This window comes from Mesorhizobium silamurunense, from assembly GCF_014843825.1.
Lineage (GTDB): Bacteria > Pseudomonadota > Alphaproteobacteria > Rhizobiales > Rhizobiaceae > Mesorhizobium > Mesorhizobium silamurunense.
Genome location: NZ_JHQR01000090.1, coordinates 1 through 14,665 on the forward strand (window position 1 = coordinate 1; position 14,665 = coordinate 14,665).

Annotated in this window: 20 protein-coding genes; 6 read left to right on the forward strand and 14 right to left on the reverse strand. The window is 63.2% G+C overall.

Annotation, left to right across the window (positions count from 1 at the left end; translation table 11 throughout):
• A partial coding sequence (locus DH10_RS36280) for a hypothetical protein (RefSeq protein WP_210327776.1) occupies positions 1-217 on the reverse strand: 217 nt, incomplete at its 3' end.
• Between DH10_RS36280 and murI the strand changes: the two genes are divergently transcribed.
• Both murI and DH10_RS10750 read left to right on the forward strand, forming a co-directional pair.
• A complete protein-coding gene (gene murI, locus DH10_RS10745; protein ID WP_192253901.1) occupies positions 202-1,002 on the forward strand; it encodes a glutamate racemase in 801 nt (266 codons plus the stop codon). The genes DH10_RS36280 and murI overlap by 16 nt on opposite strands.
• A 57-nt stretch (positions 1,003-1,059) precedes the next feature.
• Positions 1,060-1,242 carry a DUF3008 family protein gene (locus DH10_RS10750; protein ID WP_192253902.1) on the forward strand — a complete coding sequence of 61 codons (183 nt, stop codon included), beginning with the start codon at positions 1,060-1,062 and terminating at the stop codon, positions 1,240-1,242.
• A gap of 92 nt (positions 1,243-1,334) precedes the next feature.
• Here DH10_RS10750 and DH10_RS10755 read toward each other — a convergent pair whose 3' ends face one another.
• Positions 1,335-1,538: a hypothetical protein gene (locus DH10_RS10755; RefSeq protein ID WP_192253903.1), complete on the reverse strand. Its 204-nt coding sequence runs from the start codon at positions 1,536-1,538 to the stop codon at positions 1,335-1,337.
• Positions 1,539-1,957: 419 nt separating this feature from the next.
• Between DH10_RS10755 and rpsD the strand changes: the two genes are divergently transcribed.
• The 3 genes from rpsD (at position 1,958) to DH10_RS10770 (ending at position 4,397) form a co-directional block, all read left to right on the forward strand.
• Entirely contained in the window at positions 1,958-2,575 is a 618-nt protein-coding gene (gene rpsD / locus DH10_RS10760) for a 30S ribosomal protein S4 (RefSeq protein WP_192253904.1), read from the forward strand.
• Positions 2,576-2,683: 108 nt separating this feature from the next.
• On the forward strand, positions 2,684-3,580 hold the full coding sequence (ttcA, locus tag DH10_RS10765) for a tRNA 2-thiocytidine(32) synthetase TtcA (protein ID WP_192253905.1): 897 nt from the start codon (positions 2,684-2,686) through the stop codon (positions 3,578-3,580).
• On the forward strand, positions 3,570-4,397 hold the full coding sequence (locus DH10_RS10770; protein ID WP_192253907.1) for an inositol monophosphatase family protein: 828 nt from the start codon (positions 3,570-3,572) through the stop codon (positions 4,395-4,397). Before ttcA ends, DH10_RS10770 begins: the two co-directional genes overlap by 11 nt.
• A 151-nt stretch (positions 4,398-4,548) precedes the next feature.
• Here the strand turns inward: DH10_RS10770 and DH10_RS10775 are convergent, their stop codons facing one another.
• The 6 genes from DH10_RS10775 to DH10_RS10800 all read right to left on the reverse strand — a co-directional run bounded on the left by DH10_RS10775 (position 4,549) and on the right by DH10_RS10800 (position 11,077).
• On the reverse strand, positions 4,549-5,793 hold the full coding sequence (locus tag DH10_RS10775; protein WP_312891306.1) for a multidrug effflux MFS transporter: 1,245 nt from the start codon (positions 5,791-5,793) through the stop codon (positions 4,549-4,551).
• A 146-nt stretch (positions 5,794-5,939) separates the two neighbouring features.
• On the reverse strand, positions 5,940-6,275 hold the full coding sequence (gene grxD, locus DH10_RS10780) for a Grx4 family monothiol glutaredoxin (protein ID WP_120015458.1): 336 nt from the start codon (positions 6,273-6,275) through the stop codon (positions 5,940-5,942).
• 148 nt (positions 6,276-6,423) lie between these two features.
• Positions 6,424-6,657 carry a BolA/IbaG family iron-sulfur metabolism protein gene (locus DH10_RS10785; protein WP_192253911.1) on the reverse strand — a complete coding sequence of 78 codons (234 nt, stop codon included), beginning with the start codon at positions 6,655-6,657 and terminating at the stop codon, positions 6,424-6,426.
• 113 nt (positions 6,658-6,770) lie between these two features.
• Positions 6,771-7,295, reverse strand: coding sequence for a hypothetical protein (locus tag DH10_RS10790; RefSeq protein ID WP_192253913.1), 525 nt, complete (start codon positions 7,293-7,295; stop codon positions 6,771-6,773).
• Positions 7,292-9,523 carry a phosphoribosylformylglycinamidine synthase subunit PurL gene (gene purL, locus DH10_RS10795; protein ID WP_192253914.1) on the reverse strand — a complete coding sequence of 744 codons (2,232 nt, stop codon included), beginning with the start codon at positions 9,521-9,523 and terminating at the stop codon, positions 7,292-7,294. Before purL ends, DH10_RS10790 begins: the two co-directional genes overlap by 4 nt.
• A gap of 144 nt (positions 9,524-9,667) precedes the next feature.
• Positions 9,668-11,077: an aminotransferase-like domain-containing protein gene (locus DH10_RS10800; protein ID WP_192253916.1), complete on the reverse strand. Its 1,410-nt coding sequence runs from the start codon at positions 11,075-11,077 to the stop codon at positions 9,668-9,670.
• A gap of 94 nt (positions 11,078-11,171) precedes the next feature.
• Between DH10_RS10800 and DH10_RS10805 the strand changes: the two genes are divergently transcribed.
• Positions 11,172-11,414 carry a DUF1127 domain-containing protein gene (locus DH10_RS10805; protein WP_192254047.1) on the forward strand — a complete coding sequence of 81 codons (243 nt, stop codon included), beginning with the start codon at positions 11,172-11,174 and terminating at the stop codon, positions 11,412-11,414.
• Positions 11,415-11,438: 24 nt separating this feature from the next.
• Here the strand turns inward: DH10_RS10805 and DH10_RS10810 are convergent, their stop codons facing one another.
• The 6 genes from DH10_RS10810 to purC are packed head-to-tail and all read right to left on the reverse strand — an operon-like array spanning position 11,439 to position 14,561.
• On the reverse strand, positions 11,439-12,068 hold the full coding sequence (locus DH10_RS10810) for a Pr6Pr family membrane protein (protein ID WP_192253918.1): 630 nt from the start codon (positions 12,066-12,068) through the stop codon (positions 11,439-11,441).
• A 7-nt stretch (positions 12,069-12,075) separates the two neighbouring features.
• Positions 12,076-12,486: a hypothetical protein gene (locus DH10_RS10815; RefSeq protein ID WP_192253920.1), complete on the reverse strand. Its 411-nt coding sequence runs from the start codon at positions 12,484-12,486 to the stop codon at positions 12,076-12,078.
• Between the two features lie 42 nt (positions 12,487-12,528).
• Positions 12,529-13,197: a phosphoribosylformylglycinamidine synthase subunit PurQ gene (gene purQ, locus DH10_RS10820; RefSeq protein WP_192253922.1), complete on the reverse strand. Its 669-nt coding sequence runs from the start codon at positions 13,195-13,197 to the stop codon at positions 12,529-12,531.
• Entirely contained in the window at positions 13,194-13,448 is a 255-nt protein-coding gene (locus DH10_RS10825; protein ID WP_192253924.1) for a hypothetical protein, read from the reverse strand. Before DH10_RS10825 ends, purQ begins: the two co-directional genes overlap by 4 nt.
• A gap of 18 nt (positions 13,449-13,466) precedes the next feature.
• On the reverse strand, positions 13,467-13,706 hold the full coding sequence (purS, locus tag DH10_RS10830; RefSeq protein ID WP_192253926.1) for a phosphoribosylformylglycinamidine synthase subunit PurS: 240 nt from the start codon (positions 13,704-13,706) through the stop codon (positions 13,467-13,469).
• 60 nt (positions 13,707-13,766) lie between these two features.
• Positions 13,767-14,561, reverse strand: coding sequence for a phosphoribosylaminoimidazolesuccinocarboxamide synthase (gene purC / locus DH10_RS10835; RefSeq protein ID WP_124997632.1), 795 nt, complete (start codon positions 14,559-14,561; stop codon positions 13,767-13,769).
• Between the last annotated feature and the right edge of the window lie 104 nt (positions 14,562-14,665).

Sequence of the window (14,665 nt, forward strand, 5' to 3'; positions counted from 1 at the left end):
TCCGGCTGCGGCGCAAGCCACGCGTCCGGCGCCGCAGCCGTTCGGCCGGCCGCGTCCTGCCGGTTTCGGCAAGCGCGGGCTCTGAGCAGGACAGCATTGCGCAAAAGCTGCTGGCGTTTGCCACTTCAAGACCATGATCGTTCAGGATAGAAGCGCCGTTGGCCAAATCATGGGTCAGCTTCTTCCTGTGGTCGGATGACAATGAACGATCGATCAAGCCAGCGCCCGATCTTGATGTTCGATTCCGGCGTCGGCGGACTGACGGTGCTGCGCGAGGCGCGCGTGCTGATGCCGGACCGCCGCTTCGTCTATGTCGCCGACGATGCAGCATTTCCTTACGGCGCATGGGAAGAGCCGGCGCTCAAGCAACACATACTGGCACTGTTCGGCAAATTGCTCGACCGGCTGCAGCCGGCGATTTCCGTCATCGCCTGCAACACCGCCTCGACCCTGGTGATCGATGCGCTGCGCGAAAAATTCCCTGGCCATCCCTTTGTCGGCACCGTGCCGGCGATCAAGCCGGCGGCGGAGCGCACGCGTTCCGGCCTGGTGTCGGTGCTGGCGACGCCGGGCACGGTGAAGCGCCAATACACGCGCGACCTGATCAGCAAATGGGCGCAGAAATGCCATGTCCGCCTGGTCGGCAGCGACAGGCTTGCCGGACTTGCCGAGATCTATATGCGCGAGGGCTTTGTCGACGAGGAGGCCGTGCGCGCCGAGATCACGCCGTGCTTCATCGAGCGCGACGGCCAGCGCACCGACATCGTCGTGCTCGCCTGCACGCATTATCCGTTCCTGGCCAACCGCATGCGCAAGACGGCGCCCTGGCCTGTCGACTGGATCGATCCGGCGGAAGCGATCGCCAGGCGCGCCATGTCGCTGCTCGAACCGGTCGGCGAACCGTCCGGCGATAGCGAGCCGGATATCGCCGTCTTCACCTCCGGCAAGGTGGATTTCGCCACGAAACGGCTCATCCAGGGCTTTGGCTTGACCGCGCGCTAGCGCTGGAACTGCGGCCGCGGGCCAGCGTTTCTCCTTACAGCAAAGGAGGAGCTAATCATGCCCGCCACATCACAAGCTCAGCAGAAGGCCGCCGGCGCCGCGCTCGCGGCCAAGCGCGGCGAGATCAAGAAGAGCGAGCTCAAAGGCGCTTCGCGTGACATGTATGAATCGATGAGCGAGAAGCAGCTCGAGGAATTCGCCGAAACCAAGCGCAAAGGCCTGCCCAACAAGAAGTCATGAATTCCTGTCGGGCTGCCAGGGTCGGACACCCCGATAGAAAAAGCCCGCGGGATGAACCGCGGGCTTCGTCTGGATTGGATCGAGGCCGGCAATTACCGGCGCCACCAGCAGTGCCGCACCTTGTAGCGAACGACGTGACGGTGGCCGTGCCGCCAGACGACTCGTTTCTTCACCACGACGCGGCAGACCTGCTTATGGCCATGCCAGTGCCTTGCCATGGCAGGCTCCGGCGCCATGACCGCCATCGATCCCGCCAACACCGCGGCTCCGGTCAACGTAAGGAAGAACGTCTTCATGGGAATTCGGACTCCTCTGCTCCAGTCCCTTCATCAAAGTGTCAGGGCAAGCTTACGTCCAAAATAGTTGTACCCCGCCCCGATGCCGTCGGCGTCCGCCACATCTGGCACCGCATGCAACGCAGGATGGTATAGAGTCGCCCGCTGCGTCGCCAGTCACAAGCTTGACACCGGTTAAATCTCTGTTTAACAGGCCTTCCAACACCGGGTGGCGACGCCCGGTGGTTTCTTTTGCATGGGCGAGACCTCACCGGAAGCCAGTCTGTCGGCGGTCTTGTTCGAACTGACGTGTCCCGTGGGTTTTCCGTCGCGTTGCGTGGAAAACCCTGTCAGGTCTCGAAAACGGAGGCCAGAGGAGGGCGCGTTTCCTTCACCCGGAGCCATGGGGTTCCGGGTATATCGTTTTGAAAGGGAATGCGATGAGCAAGCGCGAATCCGCGAAATACAAGATCGACCGCCGTCTCGGCGAAAACATCTGGGGCCGCCCGAAGTCCCCGGTCAACAAGCGTGAATACGGCCCCGGCCAGCACGGCCAGCGCCGCAAGGGCAAGCTTTCCGACTTCGGCCTGCAGCTGCGCGCCAAGCAGAAGCTGAAGGGCCACTATGGCGACGTTTCGGAAAAGCAGTTCCGCAAGGTCTATGAAGAGGCCAACCGCCGCAAGGGCGACACTTCCGAGAACCTGATCGGCCTGCTGGAGTCGCGTCTCGACGCGATCGTCTATCGCGCCAAGTTCGCGCCGACCATCTTCGCCGCCCGTCAGTTCGTCAACCACGGCCACGTCAACGTCAACGGCAAGCGCACCAATATCGGTTCGTACCGCTGCAAGCCGGGCGACGTCATCGAGGTGCGCGAGAAGTCGAAGCAACTCGTCATCGTCTTGGAATCGGTCGGTCTTGCCGAGCGCGACGTGCCGGACTACATCGAGGCCGACCACAACAAGATGACCGCGACCTACAGCCGCGTTCCCGGCCTGGCGGACGTGCCGTTCGCTGTCCAGATGGAACCGAACCTGGTCGTCGAATTCTATTCGCGCTGATCTAAGTCAATCAGCGAGATCATCGAAGGCCGCCCTCGAGGCGGCCTTTTCTTTGTCGGTCATGTCCGTTAAGTCCAGCGGCAGCAAAGATCGCGGGGCCTACGCGCCATGAACATGCTGCCAGACGTCAAATCGCTTGAGCCGATCGCCGACGAGGGAGAGGGCGGGTTTCATCCGCTGTTTCGCGACGTGCCGTCCTCGGTCGAGTTCAACAAGCTGCGCAAGCGGCTCTTGAGGCTCACCCGCCAGGCGATCGAGGACTTCGCCATGTTGAAGCCCGGCCAGCGCTGGCTGGTGGCGCTCTCCGGCGGCAAGGATTCCTATGGCCTGCTCGCCTTGCTGCTCGACCTCAAATGGCGTGGCCTGCTGCCGGTCGAGCTGCTCGCCTGCAATCTCGACCAGGGCCAGCCGAATTTTCCGAAACACATCCTGCCGGACTATCTCACAGCCAACGGCATCCCGCATCGCATCGAGTACCAGGACACCTATTCGGTGGTCACCGACAAGCTGCCCGAGGGCAGCACCTATTGCTCGCTCTGCTCGCGGCTGAGGCGCGGCCATCTCTACCGCATCGCGCGCGAAGAGGGGTGCTCGGCGCTGGTGCTTGGCCACCACCGCGAGGACATCCTCGAAACCTTCTTCATGAACCTCTTTCATGGCGGGCGTCTCGCCGCCATGCCGCCCAAGCTTATCAACGACGAGGGCGACGTCATGGTTCTTCGCCCGCTCGCCTATTGCGCCGAGGTGGATCTAGAGAAGTTCGCCGGCGCCATGAAGTTCCCGATCATCCCGTGCGACCTCTGCGGCAGCCAGGAAGGGCTGCAGCGCAACGCCATGAAGGCGATGCTCGACGACATCGAGAAACGCATGCCTGGCCGCAAGGACACGATGATCCGTGCCATGACCAATGTGCGGCCCTCACACCTGCTTGACCGAAAACTGTTCGACTTCGCCGCGCTCGATGCGCGCCTCACCACAGGGCAAGACATTTCCGATGACATTTGACGACCGCGCGATCGACTGGCTGGCCGACCTTCTCGCCGATGCAGCCAGGGCTGAAATCATGCCGCGCTTCCGCCGGCTGGGCGAGGGCGACGTCCGCCAGAAGACCTCGGCGGCCGATCTGGTGACCGAGGCGGACGTCAATGCCGAAAGGCTGATCGCCGCCAGGCTGCGCGAGCGTTATCCCTCGGCGATGATCGTCGGCGAGGAGGCCTGCTCCGACAATCCAGCTTTGCTTAAGGGCCTTGGCGATGCCGAACTCGCCTTCGTCATAGATCCGGTCGACGGCACCTTCAACTTCGCCTCCGGCGTGCCGCTCTTCGGCGTCATGCTGGGCGTCGTCGTCAAAGGCGAGACGGTTGCCGGCATCATCCACGATCCGGTGGGCAAAGACTGGCTGATCGGCGCCAAAGGGGCCGGCAGCCATATCCGCCACGCGCATGGCGCGCTGGAGAAGGTCAAGGTTGCCGAGCCTGTGCCGATCTCTCAGATGACCGGCGCGGTCTCGTGGCAGTATCTGAAGGAACCGGAGCGCTCGCGGCTCGCGCGCAACCAGACCAAGGCGCTGTCGCAGTTCGGCTATCGTTGCGCGGCGCACGAATACCGGCTGCTGGCCAGCGGGCACGCACATTTCGTCGTCTACAACAAGCTGATGCCGTGGGATCACCTTGCGGGTGTGCTGATCCATCAGGAAGCGGGCGGCCACGCCGCGCGGATCGACGGCGATCCTTATCTGCCGTCGCATGTCGATGGCGGCCTGCTGGTGGCCCCCGACAAACAAAGCTGGGATCAACTGCGCCGCGAGCTCTGGGCGGAGTAGGGTGCGCCGACATTCAGGTGATGCCGGTCTGCAAATGGCGGCTTCCTGCGCTTCCGGTACTCACGGACCTAAATGTCCGCTCCGTTCCGGTTCTCGGAATCCACGATTTTCGACTCGGCCTGACCTGAATCTCGGCACACCCTAGATTGGCTCAAACCGGCGGATTGTGGGGCTGGAACAGCCGCCCGCGCTCGGCAATCAAGATCATCAGCAAGGCTGCGACGGACACGCTGCAGAAGCCGGCGGCCAATGGCGTGACCGTGCCGTTATAGGCCTGGCCTATCAACGTGCCGAGGAGGCCGCCGAGAAAGGTCTGCATGAAGCCGAGGATGGAGGACGCCGTGCCGGCAAGCTCGCCGAGCGGCTCCATCGCAAGCGCGTTGAAATTCGCGCCGAGGCAACCGAACGGCACCATAGCACCGGCAAAGAAGGTGATGAACAGCCAGAGCGGCATCTGCATTTCGAGTGAGACGACGAGCCAGATCAGGCTGATGGCGAGGAACAAGAGCAACGCGCTTTGCGACAGGCGGCGCATGCCGACCTTGCCTACGAGCCGCGCGTTGAGGAAGTTCGAGAAGGCGAGCACGCCGGCAACGCCGGCGAAAATCAAGGGGAACAGCTCGCCGACATGGAAGACATCTAGATAGATCTGCTGCGCCGAATTGATGAAGCCGAACATCGCGCCGAAGATAAAGGTGCTGGCAAAGGCGTAGGAAAGCGCAATGCGGTTGGTGAGCACGATGCGGAAGCCGCCGACGACCGCGTTGACCGTCAGCGGGCGGCGGTATTCCGGATGCAGCGTTTCCGGCAGTCGCAGCAGCGACCATGCCGACACGATCAGCGCGCCGACGGCCATGGTGACGAAGATCCAGTGCCAGGTGGCGAACAGCATGATGAACTGGCCGATGCCGGGCGCGACGACCGGGATCGCCATGAACACCATGAAGATCAATGACATCACCTCGGCCATGCGACGGCCCTCGAAGGTGTCGCGCACGATCGAAACGGCGATGACGCGCGTCGCCGCCGCGCCGATGCCTTGCACGATACGGCAGGCGAGCAGGACGCCGAAGGTTGGAGCCACAGCAGCGGCAGCCACCGCCGCGACATAGATGATCAGGCCGGCGACCAGCGGCGCACGGCGGCCGAAACGATCGGAGATCGGCCCGAAGAAGAGCTGTCCGGTGCCGAAGCCGAGGATGTAGGCGGTGATGACGTACTGGCGATGGTTCTCATTCTCGACGCCGAGCGAGGCGCCGATCTGCTGCAGCGCCGGCAGCATGATATCGATGGCGAGCGAATTGAGCGCCATCAGCGCCGCGCAGAGCGCAATGAATTCCCAGCGCGGAATGGGCAAGCTGCTTGCCCGTTGCGTCGCTTCAACCTGCTTGTCCACGGCAAAGTCCGATCTTTCAAACGAACATGCGCCGGTGGACCGGCGCATAGATTCGTCTCGTTCCCCAATCGGGGAACCACAATGCCGAGGTGGGGTGGCCCCGGAGTCTTGGCGTGCCGGCCGAGCCGCCAGCCTACGCGCTCAAATCAGGCAGCGCCTTTGACGCTGACGCCCTTCTCGACGAGGAATGTCTGCAACTCGCCGGCCTGGAACATCTCGCGTACGATGTCGCAACCGCCGACGAACTCGCCCTTGACGTAGAGCTGCGGGATGGTCGGCCAATTGGAATAATCCTTGATGCCCTGGCGCAGTTCCGCCGAGTCGAGCACGTTAACGCCTTTGTAGTCGGCCCCGATATAGTCGAGGATTTGCACCACCTGGCCGGAGAAGCCGCACTGCGGGAAGCCAGGCGTGCCCTTCATGAAAAGCACCACGTCGTTGCTCTTCACTTCGCTGTCGATGTAGTCGTTGATGCCACTCATGGACGATCCTTTCATGCCTGTGGGAGTCAGGCTCGAAGCATGTCCATCAAATAAACCCATAGGTTGGCTGAAACAAGACGTTAGCCACGACGCCATCGTGATGGCGCAAGGGATGGTGCGTTTTGGGCTAAGCCTGAGTGGACAGGGTTCAGTCCGGAACGCTGGTCTGCAGGGCAAGTGCATGCAGCAAGCCGCCCATATTGCCCTTCAGCGCATCATAGACCATCTGGTGCTGCTGCACTCGGCTTTTGCCGCGGAAGCTTTCGGCCACCACTTCGGCTGCGTAGTGGTCGCCGTCGCCGGCAAGGTCGCGAATCGTGACCTTGGCGTCCGGAATGCCTTCCTTGATCAGCCGTTCGATGTCGTGCGCGTCCATTGCCATGACAAAAATCCTGTTTTCGAGCGGGGAGCGGTGCAGCCCGTACGAGGAGAGTCGGGGCTAAGCGTAGAACCTTTCCGGTCCGGATTGAAGCCGTTCCGTCCATGACCGGGAGTTCACGGGACATTCCGGTCCGGCTGAGCCGCATCGCCGGCGGACACGTCCTCAGGCGTCGAGTAGGTGCGACCGAGACTGAAGGTCAGCACATAGATCGGAACGTTGATCACTATACCGACCAAGGGCAAGTAACTCGTCCACTGCCAGAGCGGCGAGAAAAACGGCCGGCCGTAGCCATCGCACATAAGCGAGGAGCCATACGCCCAAAGCGCCCCGATAACGACCGTAGCGGCAAAGAGCTTGACGCAAGTGACGATATGCCTTGCCCGCGCCGGCTCCGGCAAAAGGCGTTCCCACAGAACCAGGCAAAGAATCGGAACCGCGTAGACGAGGTTCTGAACGGCAATCATCGGGATTGTGCCGTTGGCCGCGGCGAGGAACTCCGCCCGCGTTTCGAGCCGCGGACAGATCTCGCTCGAGGTTGTCGACAGCAGGAGAAAGACGAACGGGCCGAGAAACCAGAAGAAGAACAGGGACGGCCAGAAGACGACTGCAAGCAGTGCCCGGACCGCCAGCCTGGTCAAATGGCCAGATCCATGAAACGCGGGAACCAGCCCTCATGGGCTGCCGTCAATTCACTGACCGCTATGGCCCTCGTCTCGCCGAGTTTCAATTCACGACCGCCGGTCGTGCCGATCCACGGCGCGAAGATGCCGAGCTTGCCCTGCTCCTCGCGGATCTTGTCCCATTCGCCGCTTTGCGGGTCGACCGACAGCGTCACGAGATAACGGCCCTGGTCCTCGCCGAACCAGACCGGGATCGGATCTGTGCCGGTAAGACCCGGAATGGTGGCGCCGATGCCGGAGGCCATCGCCATTTCGGCCAGCGCCACGGCAAGGCCGCCGTCCGAGACGTCATGCGCGGCAGTCACGATGCCGGAAGCGATCAGCGCGCGCACATGGTCGCCGACGCGCTTTTCATGTTCGAGGTCGACAGGCGGCGGCGGGCCGTCGGCGCGGCCGTGGATATCGCGCATATAGACGGACTGGCCGAGATGGCTGCCCCAGCTTGGCGGTGCGCCGACCAGCACGATCATCTGGCCCTCGGCGGCAAAGCCGATACGGGCCATCTTCGACCAGTCGGCGATCAGCCCGACGCCGCCGATGGTCGGCGTCGGCAGGATGCCGCGGCCGTTGGTTTCGTTGTAGAGCGAGACGTTGCCGGAGACGATCGGGAAGCCGAGCGCGCGGCAGGCATCGCCGATGCCCTTAATCGCCCCGACAAACTGGCCCATGATCTCCGCCCGTTCCGGATTGCCGAAATTGAGGTTGTCCGTGGCCGCAAGCGGCAAGGCACCGGTCGCGGTGAGATTGCGCCAGCATTCGGCCACCGCCTGCTTGCCGCCCTCATAAGGATCGGCCTCGCAATAGCGCGGCGTGACGTCGGAGGAGAAAGCGAGCGCCTTGGTCGGATGGCCGTCGACCCGTACCACGCCGGCGTCGCCGCCAGGAAGCTGCAGCGAATTACCCTGGATCAGCGTGTCGTACTGTTCCCAGACCCAGCGGCGCGAGGAGAGGTCCGGCCCGCCAAGCATCTTGAGCAGCGCGTCGGCGACATCGGCCTTAGGCGCGTCATTTGCGGCCAGCGGCGCCGGCTTCTTCGCTTCGACCCACGGGCGGTCATATTCCGGCGCCTGGTCTCCCAGTTCCTTGATCGGCAGGTTGGCGACCTCGTCGCCCTGGTGCAGCACGCGGAAGCGCAGGTCGTCAGTGGTCTTGCCGACGATGGCGAAGTCGAGGCCCCATTTGCGGAAGATCGCCTCGGCTTCCTCCTCCTTTTCGGGGCGCAGCACCATCAGCATGCGTTCCTGGCTCTCCGACAGCATCATCTCGTAGGCGCTCATGCGCTCCTCGCGCACCGGTACCTTGTCGAGATCAAGCTCGATGCCGAGATCGCCCTTTGCGCCCATCTCGACCGCCGAGCAGGTGAGGCCGGCGGCACCCATGTCCTGGATGGCGATGACCGCGCCCGAGGCCATCAGCTCGAGGCAGGCCTCCAGCAGGCATTTTTCGGTGAAGGGGTCGCCGACCTGGACGGTCGGACGCTTCTCCTCGATCTTGTCGTCGAATTCGGCCGAGGCCATGGTGGCGCCGCCGACGCCGTCGCGTCCGGTCTTGGCGCCGAGATAGACGACCGGCAGGCCGACGCCCTTGGCCTCTGACAGGAAGATAGCGTTGGTCTTGGCGAGACCGGCCGCGAACGCGTTGACAAGGATGTTGCCGTTGTAACGCGGGTCGAAATTGACCTCGCCGCCAACGGTCGGCACGCCGAAGGAATTGCCGTAGCCGCCGATGCCTGAAACCACGCCGGCGACCAGATGCCGGGTCTTGGGATGGTCCGGCGCGCCGAAGCGCAGCGCGTTCATCGCCGCGACCGGCCGCGCGCCCATGGTGAAGACGTCGCGCAGGATGCCGCCGACGCCGGTCGCGGCTCCCTGATAGGGTTCGATGTAGGACGGGTGGTTGTGGCTCTCCATCTTAAAGACGACGCAGTCGCCGTCGCCGATGTCGACCACGCCGGCATTCTCGCCCGGTCCCTGGATGACCTGCGGGCCGCTGGTGGGCAGCGTGCGCAGCCATTTTTTTGAAGACTTGTAGGAGCAGTGCTCGTTCCACATCGCCGAGAAGATGCCGAGTTCGGTGAAGCTCGGCTCGCGGCCGACCAGGTCGAGGATGCGCTGGTATTCGTCGGGCTTCAGCCCATGCGCGGCGACGAGTTCGGGGGTGATCGGCACGGAATTGGAAATGGTCATGAGCGGCGATTTGTATCCGTGGGAGAGGGTGATTTTCGAGTCTCCTCTTATCGCAAGCTTTCGCGCGATACACCCCACCGGATGACGAAAAACGCCGGAAAACTGCCGTGCCGGCGCCTGCTCAGCCGGCAGCGCGCCGGGCGGTCAGGAAAAACTGTCGTAGCCGGCGCGGCCTTCGTCGAGCAGGCGGCGGATGACCGCGACGCCACCGGCGACATCCTTGCTCTGCCGGGGTTGCGAGACACCGAAGCGGACGCTGTGGAAGACCTGCTCGGAACGACCGGCCTTGAACTCGTCCTCGTCGTCGATGAGCACGCCTTGCGCCAGGCAGGCATTCTTGAACGTGCCCGACAGCCAGGGATCCGGCAAGGTGAGCCAGACGAAGGGCACATTGTCACATGCCTTGAAGTCGAAGCCCGCCAACGTCTCGCGCACGGCATGGAGACGCGTCTGGATCTCGGCAATGCAGCGCTTGCGGATCTCGCCGGCCTGGCCCGACATCACCAGCCTCGTTCCGACCTCCGCCAGCAGGAAGGGCAGGCCGCCTGTCATCATCTTGTGCGCGACGCGGATGCGGTGGCGGTAGGCAGGCGGGCAGGACAGCCAGCCGCCGCGCACACCGGCCGCGACCGATTTCGACAGGCCGCCGGCGACGATCGTGCGTTCGGGGGCATATTCGGCAAGCAGCGGCGTCGGATCGTCGGTCAACTCGCCATAGAGGTCGTCCTCGATCAGCGTGACATTGTATTCACGCGCGATGCGCGCGATCGCCTGGCGCCGCTCCGCCGAGAGCGTCACCAAGGTCGGGTTTTTCGCTGTCGGCATCACGAACATCATCTTCGGGTGTTTCTGCGCGCAGACGCGCTCGAAATCGTCGGGGTCGAGACCTTCATCGTCCGCCGAGACGAGCGCCGTGCGGCGTCCGATCAGGCCGGCGCTGCGCGAGATCTGCGAATAGGTGAGATGCTCGAAGACGATCGTGTCGCCTGGCGTGGTGAGCGCGGCGATCGCCGCCATCACGGCGGCATGGGTGCCAAGCGTCGGCACGATTGAATCGGGCGAGGGCCGGAAGGAATTGCGCGACAGCCAGCGGCTGCCGGCCTCGTACCAGCGTTCGGGAAAATCGCGCGTGTAACTTGAAATGTCGTGCGGATGCTCCTGCGCCGTCCGCGCCAGCAGCTCGGCGATGGTTGCGCCCTGGCCGACATCGGGCGCGGCGGTGCTGTCGAAGCGCAGCTTGCCCGCCGGGGCATCGATGAGGCGGGTGCCTAGCGCGGCGGGCTCCAGCTCGGGCTTTGGGTTCTCGGCATGCTGCGCGAGCACATAGGTGCCGCGCCCGACCTCGCCGCTCACCAACCCGCGCTCGCGCAGCAGCTGATACGCCCTACCGACCGTGCCGACAGTCGTGCCGATGTCATAGGCGAGGTCGCGCTGCGGCGGCAGTTTTGCACCGGCATCGATGACGCCCTTGTCGATATCTGACTCAATGCTGTCAGCAAGACGCTGATACAGGGGGCCAGAGCCAGAGGAGAGATCGGGGAGCCAATTTGTCATGGTGACAATTTTCTATATTGCACCGCGCGATGAGTCAATCGATATGAGATCACGGGTGGCACGGGTACAATTCATCAGTCTGGCAGAACGAGATATGAATACAATTGATGCATTCCATCGCAATGGCGCTGAATTGTATGGCCATTCATCGGTTTGGCGCGGCTTCGTCGGCCGGCTGGCGCTTGTGCTTCGTTCCATCGCAAGGCAGATCGGGCGGATGCTGGAGCGCCGTCGCGGGCGCCTTGCTCTGCTGGAGATGACCGACGAGCAACTCAAGGATATCGGCATCTCGCGCTGCGACGCCCATCGCGAAGGCATCAGGCCGTTCTGGGACTAATCGCTCCCGGACGCGGGCTGCGGATCAATTCCGCAGACGGGCGACGCCGTGATCGGCAAACACGGCGAGCACGCATAGGCCGAGAAACAGCGCAGTCGTGGCCAGCGCCGAAATGGCGACGCTGGCCGCGCCGTTCTTCCCCACGTCGAGGAACGGGTAGGGCACCTCGCCGGCGAATGGGGAGCGTATCAGCGCACAGGCGAGATAGGCGATCGGATAGATCATCCACCAGGAGATGTCGCGCCAGCGCGTTTTCCCATCGGTGCCTGCGATCAGCCACCACAGCACGAAGATCAGCGGCGTCACATAGTGGAGCAGGATATCGCACAGCAGGAACAGGCCTTCTGGCGCCCAAAGGCGCGCCAGCACGGTCGAATAGACGATGAAGACCAGAGTTATGGCGACCGCGACGCCGGCGCGCATGCGCCGCCCGGCGAAGGCCGGGAACCAGGCATAGCCGGTTGGTGACAGCAGCGAAGCATGCACCAGCACTGCCGCGATGTTGGTCAGGATGGTGAAGAAGCTAAAATAGAAGACGATCGAGCCGAGCAGGCTACGGCCTGCCGCCATCGACGCCGGAACGGTGATCGCAAACTGCAGGACGAGCGCGATGAGCCCGATAACCAGTCCTGCGATCTGCAGGAACCGGCTCATGGCAGGCTCACGCGGCAGCGGCGCAGGACGGGTTGCCGGCCTGCCAGCGGGCGATGTCGGAGCCGATGCGCGCGCCGAGCGGCTCGGCCATCAGCGGCCCGAACACGTCCACCTTGCTGGAATTGCCCTGCGCCTGCACGACAAGCAGCGGCTTGCCGCCATAGTGCTTGGCCGGAACCAGCAGGAAACGCGGCGTGCCGCTGTAGGAGTTGAGCTCGTTGGCCATCTGGTAGGCCTTGAAGGCCGGGTCCTTGCTGGCGATCCAGCATTTATGCGCCGCGATCGCGACCTGCTCCATGGCGAGCAGCGAGGCGCTCTTGCCCGACGGCGCCGGTGTGGTCTTCGAGCCGGACTGGCAGGATGTTAGAGCAACCCCGGCGGCAGCCACGAGAGCAAGGCGAGTAATCGTCATTCTCATACAGTCCGCCCCGCGCTTTGAAAGGAAATGTCTAAAAAGGGATCAAGCGGCGATGCCAAGCGCGCCTTCGAACAGCGCCCGGCCGTCGCTGCCGCCGTGTGCTGCCTCGATCAGGTTCTCCGGATGCGGCATCAGGCCGAGCACATTGCCCTTCTCGCTGACGATGCCAGCGATGTCGTTGATCGAGCCGTTGGGATTGGTGCCTTCGGCATAGCGGAACACCACCTGGCCTTCGCCTTCGAGGCGGGCAAGGGTTTCGGCGTCGGCGAAATAATTGCCGTCATGGTGCGCGACCGGCGAGCGGATGATCTGTCCAGGCTGGTAGCGGCGGGTGAACATGGTGTTGGCGTTGGCGATCTCGAGCTTCACCTGCCGGCAGACGAACTTCAGCGAGGCGTTGCGCATCAGGGCACCCGGCAGCAGCCCCGCCTCGACCAGGATCTGGAAGCCGTTGCAGACGCCGATGACCATGACGCCCTTGGCGGCCTTTTCCGCCACCGCCCGCATCACCGGCATGCGTGCGGCGATCGCGCCGCAGCGCAGATAGTCGCCGAAGGAGAAGCCACCGGGAATGGCGATCAGGTCGACGTCGGGGATTTCAGTGTCCGTCTGCCAGACGGTCGCCGGCGCCTGACCGGAGATCTTGGTCAGCGCCGCGATCATGTCACGGTCGCGGTTGAGGCCAGGCAGGAGGACGACGGCTGATTTCATTTCGGTTCGAAAGGCCTCTGGTTTTCGGCGAGCTCTCGCAGGTCTGGCCGGCGCTCGATACGTTCGAGGCGATCGTCTTGACGGGCGAGAATTCCGTAGATGTTGTGAATATCACTTTGAGTTGCCGCCATGTGGCCCCGAAGCACGTTCATCTCTCGCTTCTGCTCAGAAAAGTCCTGGCGAAGTTCCGCAGGCTCGTGGTGTACACGCTTCAGACGCTCGTACATCAAGTCGCTTGTGGCTTCAGGCACAATGCCTCCGGCGCAACCTCAGGTTATGGCCACACTATAGTTCTCAATCACCGTGTTCGCCAGAAGCTTGTCGCACATGGCCTTGAGGTCGGCTTCAGCCCTGGCCTTGTCGGTGCCGGTGAGCTCGATGTCAAACACCTTGCCCTGGCGCACCTGGCCGACGCCGTCGAAGCCCAGCCCCGAGAGCGCATGCTCGATCGCCTTGCCCTGCGGGTCGAGAACGCCGTTCTTGAGGGTCACGGTGATGCGGGCTTTCATCGGTACTCCTGAATGATCGGTCTTGCGGCGGACCTGCCGTTGAAGGCAAGCCGCTGGCAGTCAGTGCTTCATGCCCTTGGGCGGCTCGGAAGAGGCGACGAGCACCGGGCCTGTCGGGCGCGGCGGCTCGTTCTCGTTCATGATGCCGAGACGGCGGGCGACTTCCTGATAAGCCTCGACCAGCCCGCCCATGTCGCGGCGGAAGCGGTCCTTGTCGAGCTTGTCCTGGGTCGCCACGTCCCACAGGCGGCAGGAATCCGGCGAGATCTCGTCGGCGACGACAATGCGCATCATATCGCCCTCGAACAGGCGGCCGCATTCGATCTTGAAGTCGACGAGCTGGATGCCGACGCCGAGGAACAGACCGGAGAGGAAGTCGTTGACGCGAATGGCCAGAGCCATGATGTCGTCGATTTCCTGCGGGCTTGCCCAGCCGAAGGCGGTGATGTGCTCTTCCGACACCATCGGATCGTCCAGCGCATCGGCCTTGTAGTAGAATTCGATGATCGAGCGCGGCAGCACCGTGCCTTCCTCGATGCCGAGGCGCTTTGCCAGCGAGCCGGCGGCGACGTTGCGCACGACCACTTCGAGCGGGATGATCTCGACTTCCTTGATCAGCTGCTCGCGCATGTTGAGCCGGCGGATGAAATGGGTCGGGATGCCCATGCGATTGAGGTGGTTGAAGATGTGCTCGGAAATGCGGTTGTTGAGCACGCCTTTGCCGTCGACCACCTCGTGTTTCTTCTTGTTGAAGGCGGTGGCGTCATCCTTGAAGAACTGGATCAGCGTTCCCGGCTCAGGTCCTTCATAGAGGATCTTGGCCTTGCCTTCGTAAATGCGGCGGCGATTTTTCATCTGATTTTTTCTCTGGATTGGCGGGCAGGCGGCAAGCGACCAGTTCCTGTCCGTCTGCCTAAATTAGTTGCGGCGACGGTAGCGTTCAATGCCGGTGTCTATAG

What these genes read in the sequence shown, in the direction of transcription:
- purQ (WP_192253922.1), bottom strand. Translation starts at nt 13,197, where the DNA reads ATGAAATCAGCCGTCGTCCTCCTGCCTGGCCTCAACCGCGACCGTGAC.
- rpsD (WP_192253904.1), top strand. Translation starts at nt 1,958, where the DNA reads ATGAGCAAGCGCGAATCCGCGAAATACAAGATCGACCGCCGTCTCGGC.
- DH10_RS10800 (WP_192253916.1), bottom strand. Translation starts at nt 11,077, where the DNA reads ATGACAAATTGGCTCCCCGATCTCTCCTCTGGCTCTGGCCCCCTGTAT.
- purL (WP_192253914.1), bottom strand. Translation starts at nt 9,523, where the DNA reads ATGACCATTTCCAATTCCGTGCCGATCACCCCCGAACTCGTCGCCGCG.
- purC (WP_124997632.1), bottom strand. Translation starts at nt 14,561, where the DNA reads ATGAAAAATCGCCGCCGCATTTACGAAGGCAAGGCCAAGATCCTCTAT.
- DH10_RS10805 (WP_192254047.1), top strand. Translation starts at nt 11,172, where the DNA reads ATGAATACAATTGATGCATTCCATCGCAATGGCGCTGAATTGTATGGC.
- DH10_RS10810 (WP_192253918.1), bottom strand. Translation starts at nt 12,068, where the DNA reads ATGAGCCGGTTCCTGCAGATCGCAGGACTGGTTATCGGGCTCATCGCG.
- DH10_RS10815 (WP_192253920.1), bottom strand. Translation starts at nt 12,486, where the DNA reads ATGAGAATGACGATTACTCGCCTTGCTCTCGTGGCTGCCGCCGGGGTT.
- DH10_RS10785 (WP_192253911.1), bottom strand. Translation starts at nt 6,657, where the DNA reads ATGGCAATGGACGCGCACGACATCGAACGGCTGATCAAGGAAGGCATT.
- grxD (WP_120015458.1), bottom strand. Translation starts at nt 6,275, where the DNA reads ATGAGTGGCATCAACGACTACATCGACAGCGAAGTGAAGAGCAACGAC.
- DH10_RS10755 (WP_192253903.1), bottom strand. Translation starts at nt 1,538, where the DNA reads ATGAAGACGTTCTTCCTTACGTTGACCGGAGCCGCGGTGTTGGCGGGA.
- murI (WP_192253901.1), top strand. Translation starts at nt 202, where the DNA reads ATGAACGATCGATCAAGCCAGCGCCCGATCTTGATGTTCGATTCCGGC.
- DH10_RS10750 (WP_192253902.1), top strand. Translation starts at nt 1,060, where the DNA reads ATGCCCGCCACATCACAAGCTCAGCAGAAGGCCGCCGGCGCCGCGCTC.
- ttcA (WP_192253905.1), top strand. Translation starts at nt 2,684, where the DNA reads ATGAACATGCTGCCAGACGTCAAATCGCTTGAGCCGATCGCCGACGAG.
- DH10_RS10770 (WP_192253907.1), top strand. Translation starts at nt 3,570, where the DNA reads ATGACATTTGACGACCGCGCGATCGACTGGCTGGCCGACCTTCTCGCC.
- purS (WP_192253926.1), bottom strand. Translation starts at nt 13,706, where the DNA reads ATGAAAGCCCGCATCACCGTGACCCTCAAGAACGGCGTTCTCGACCCG.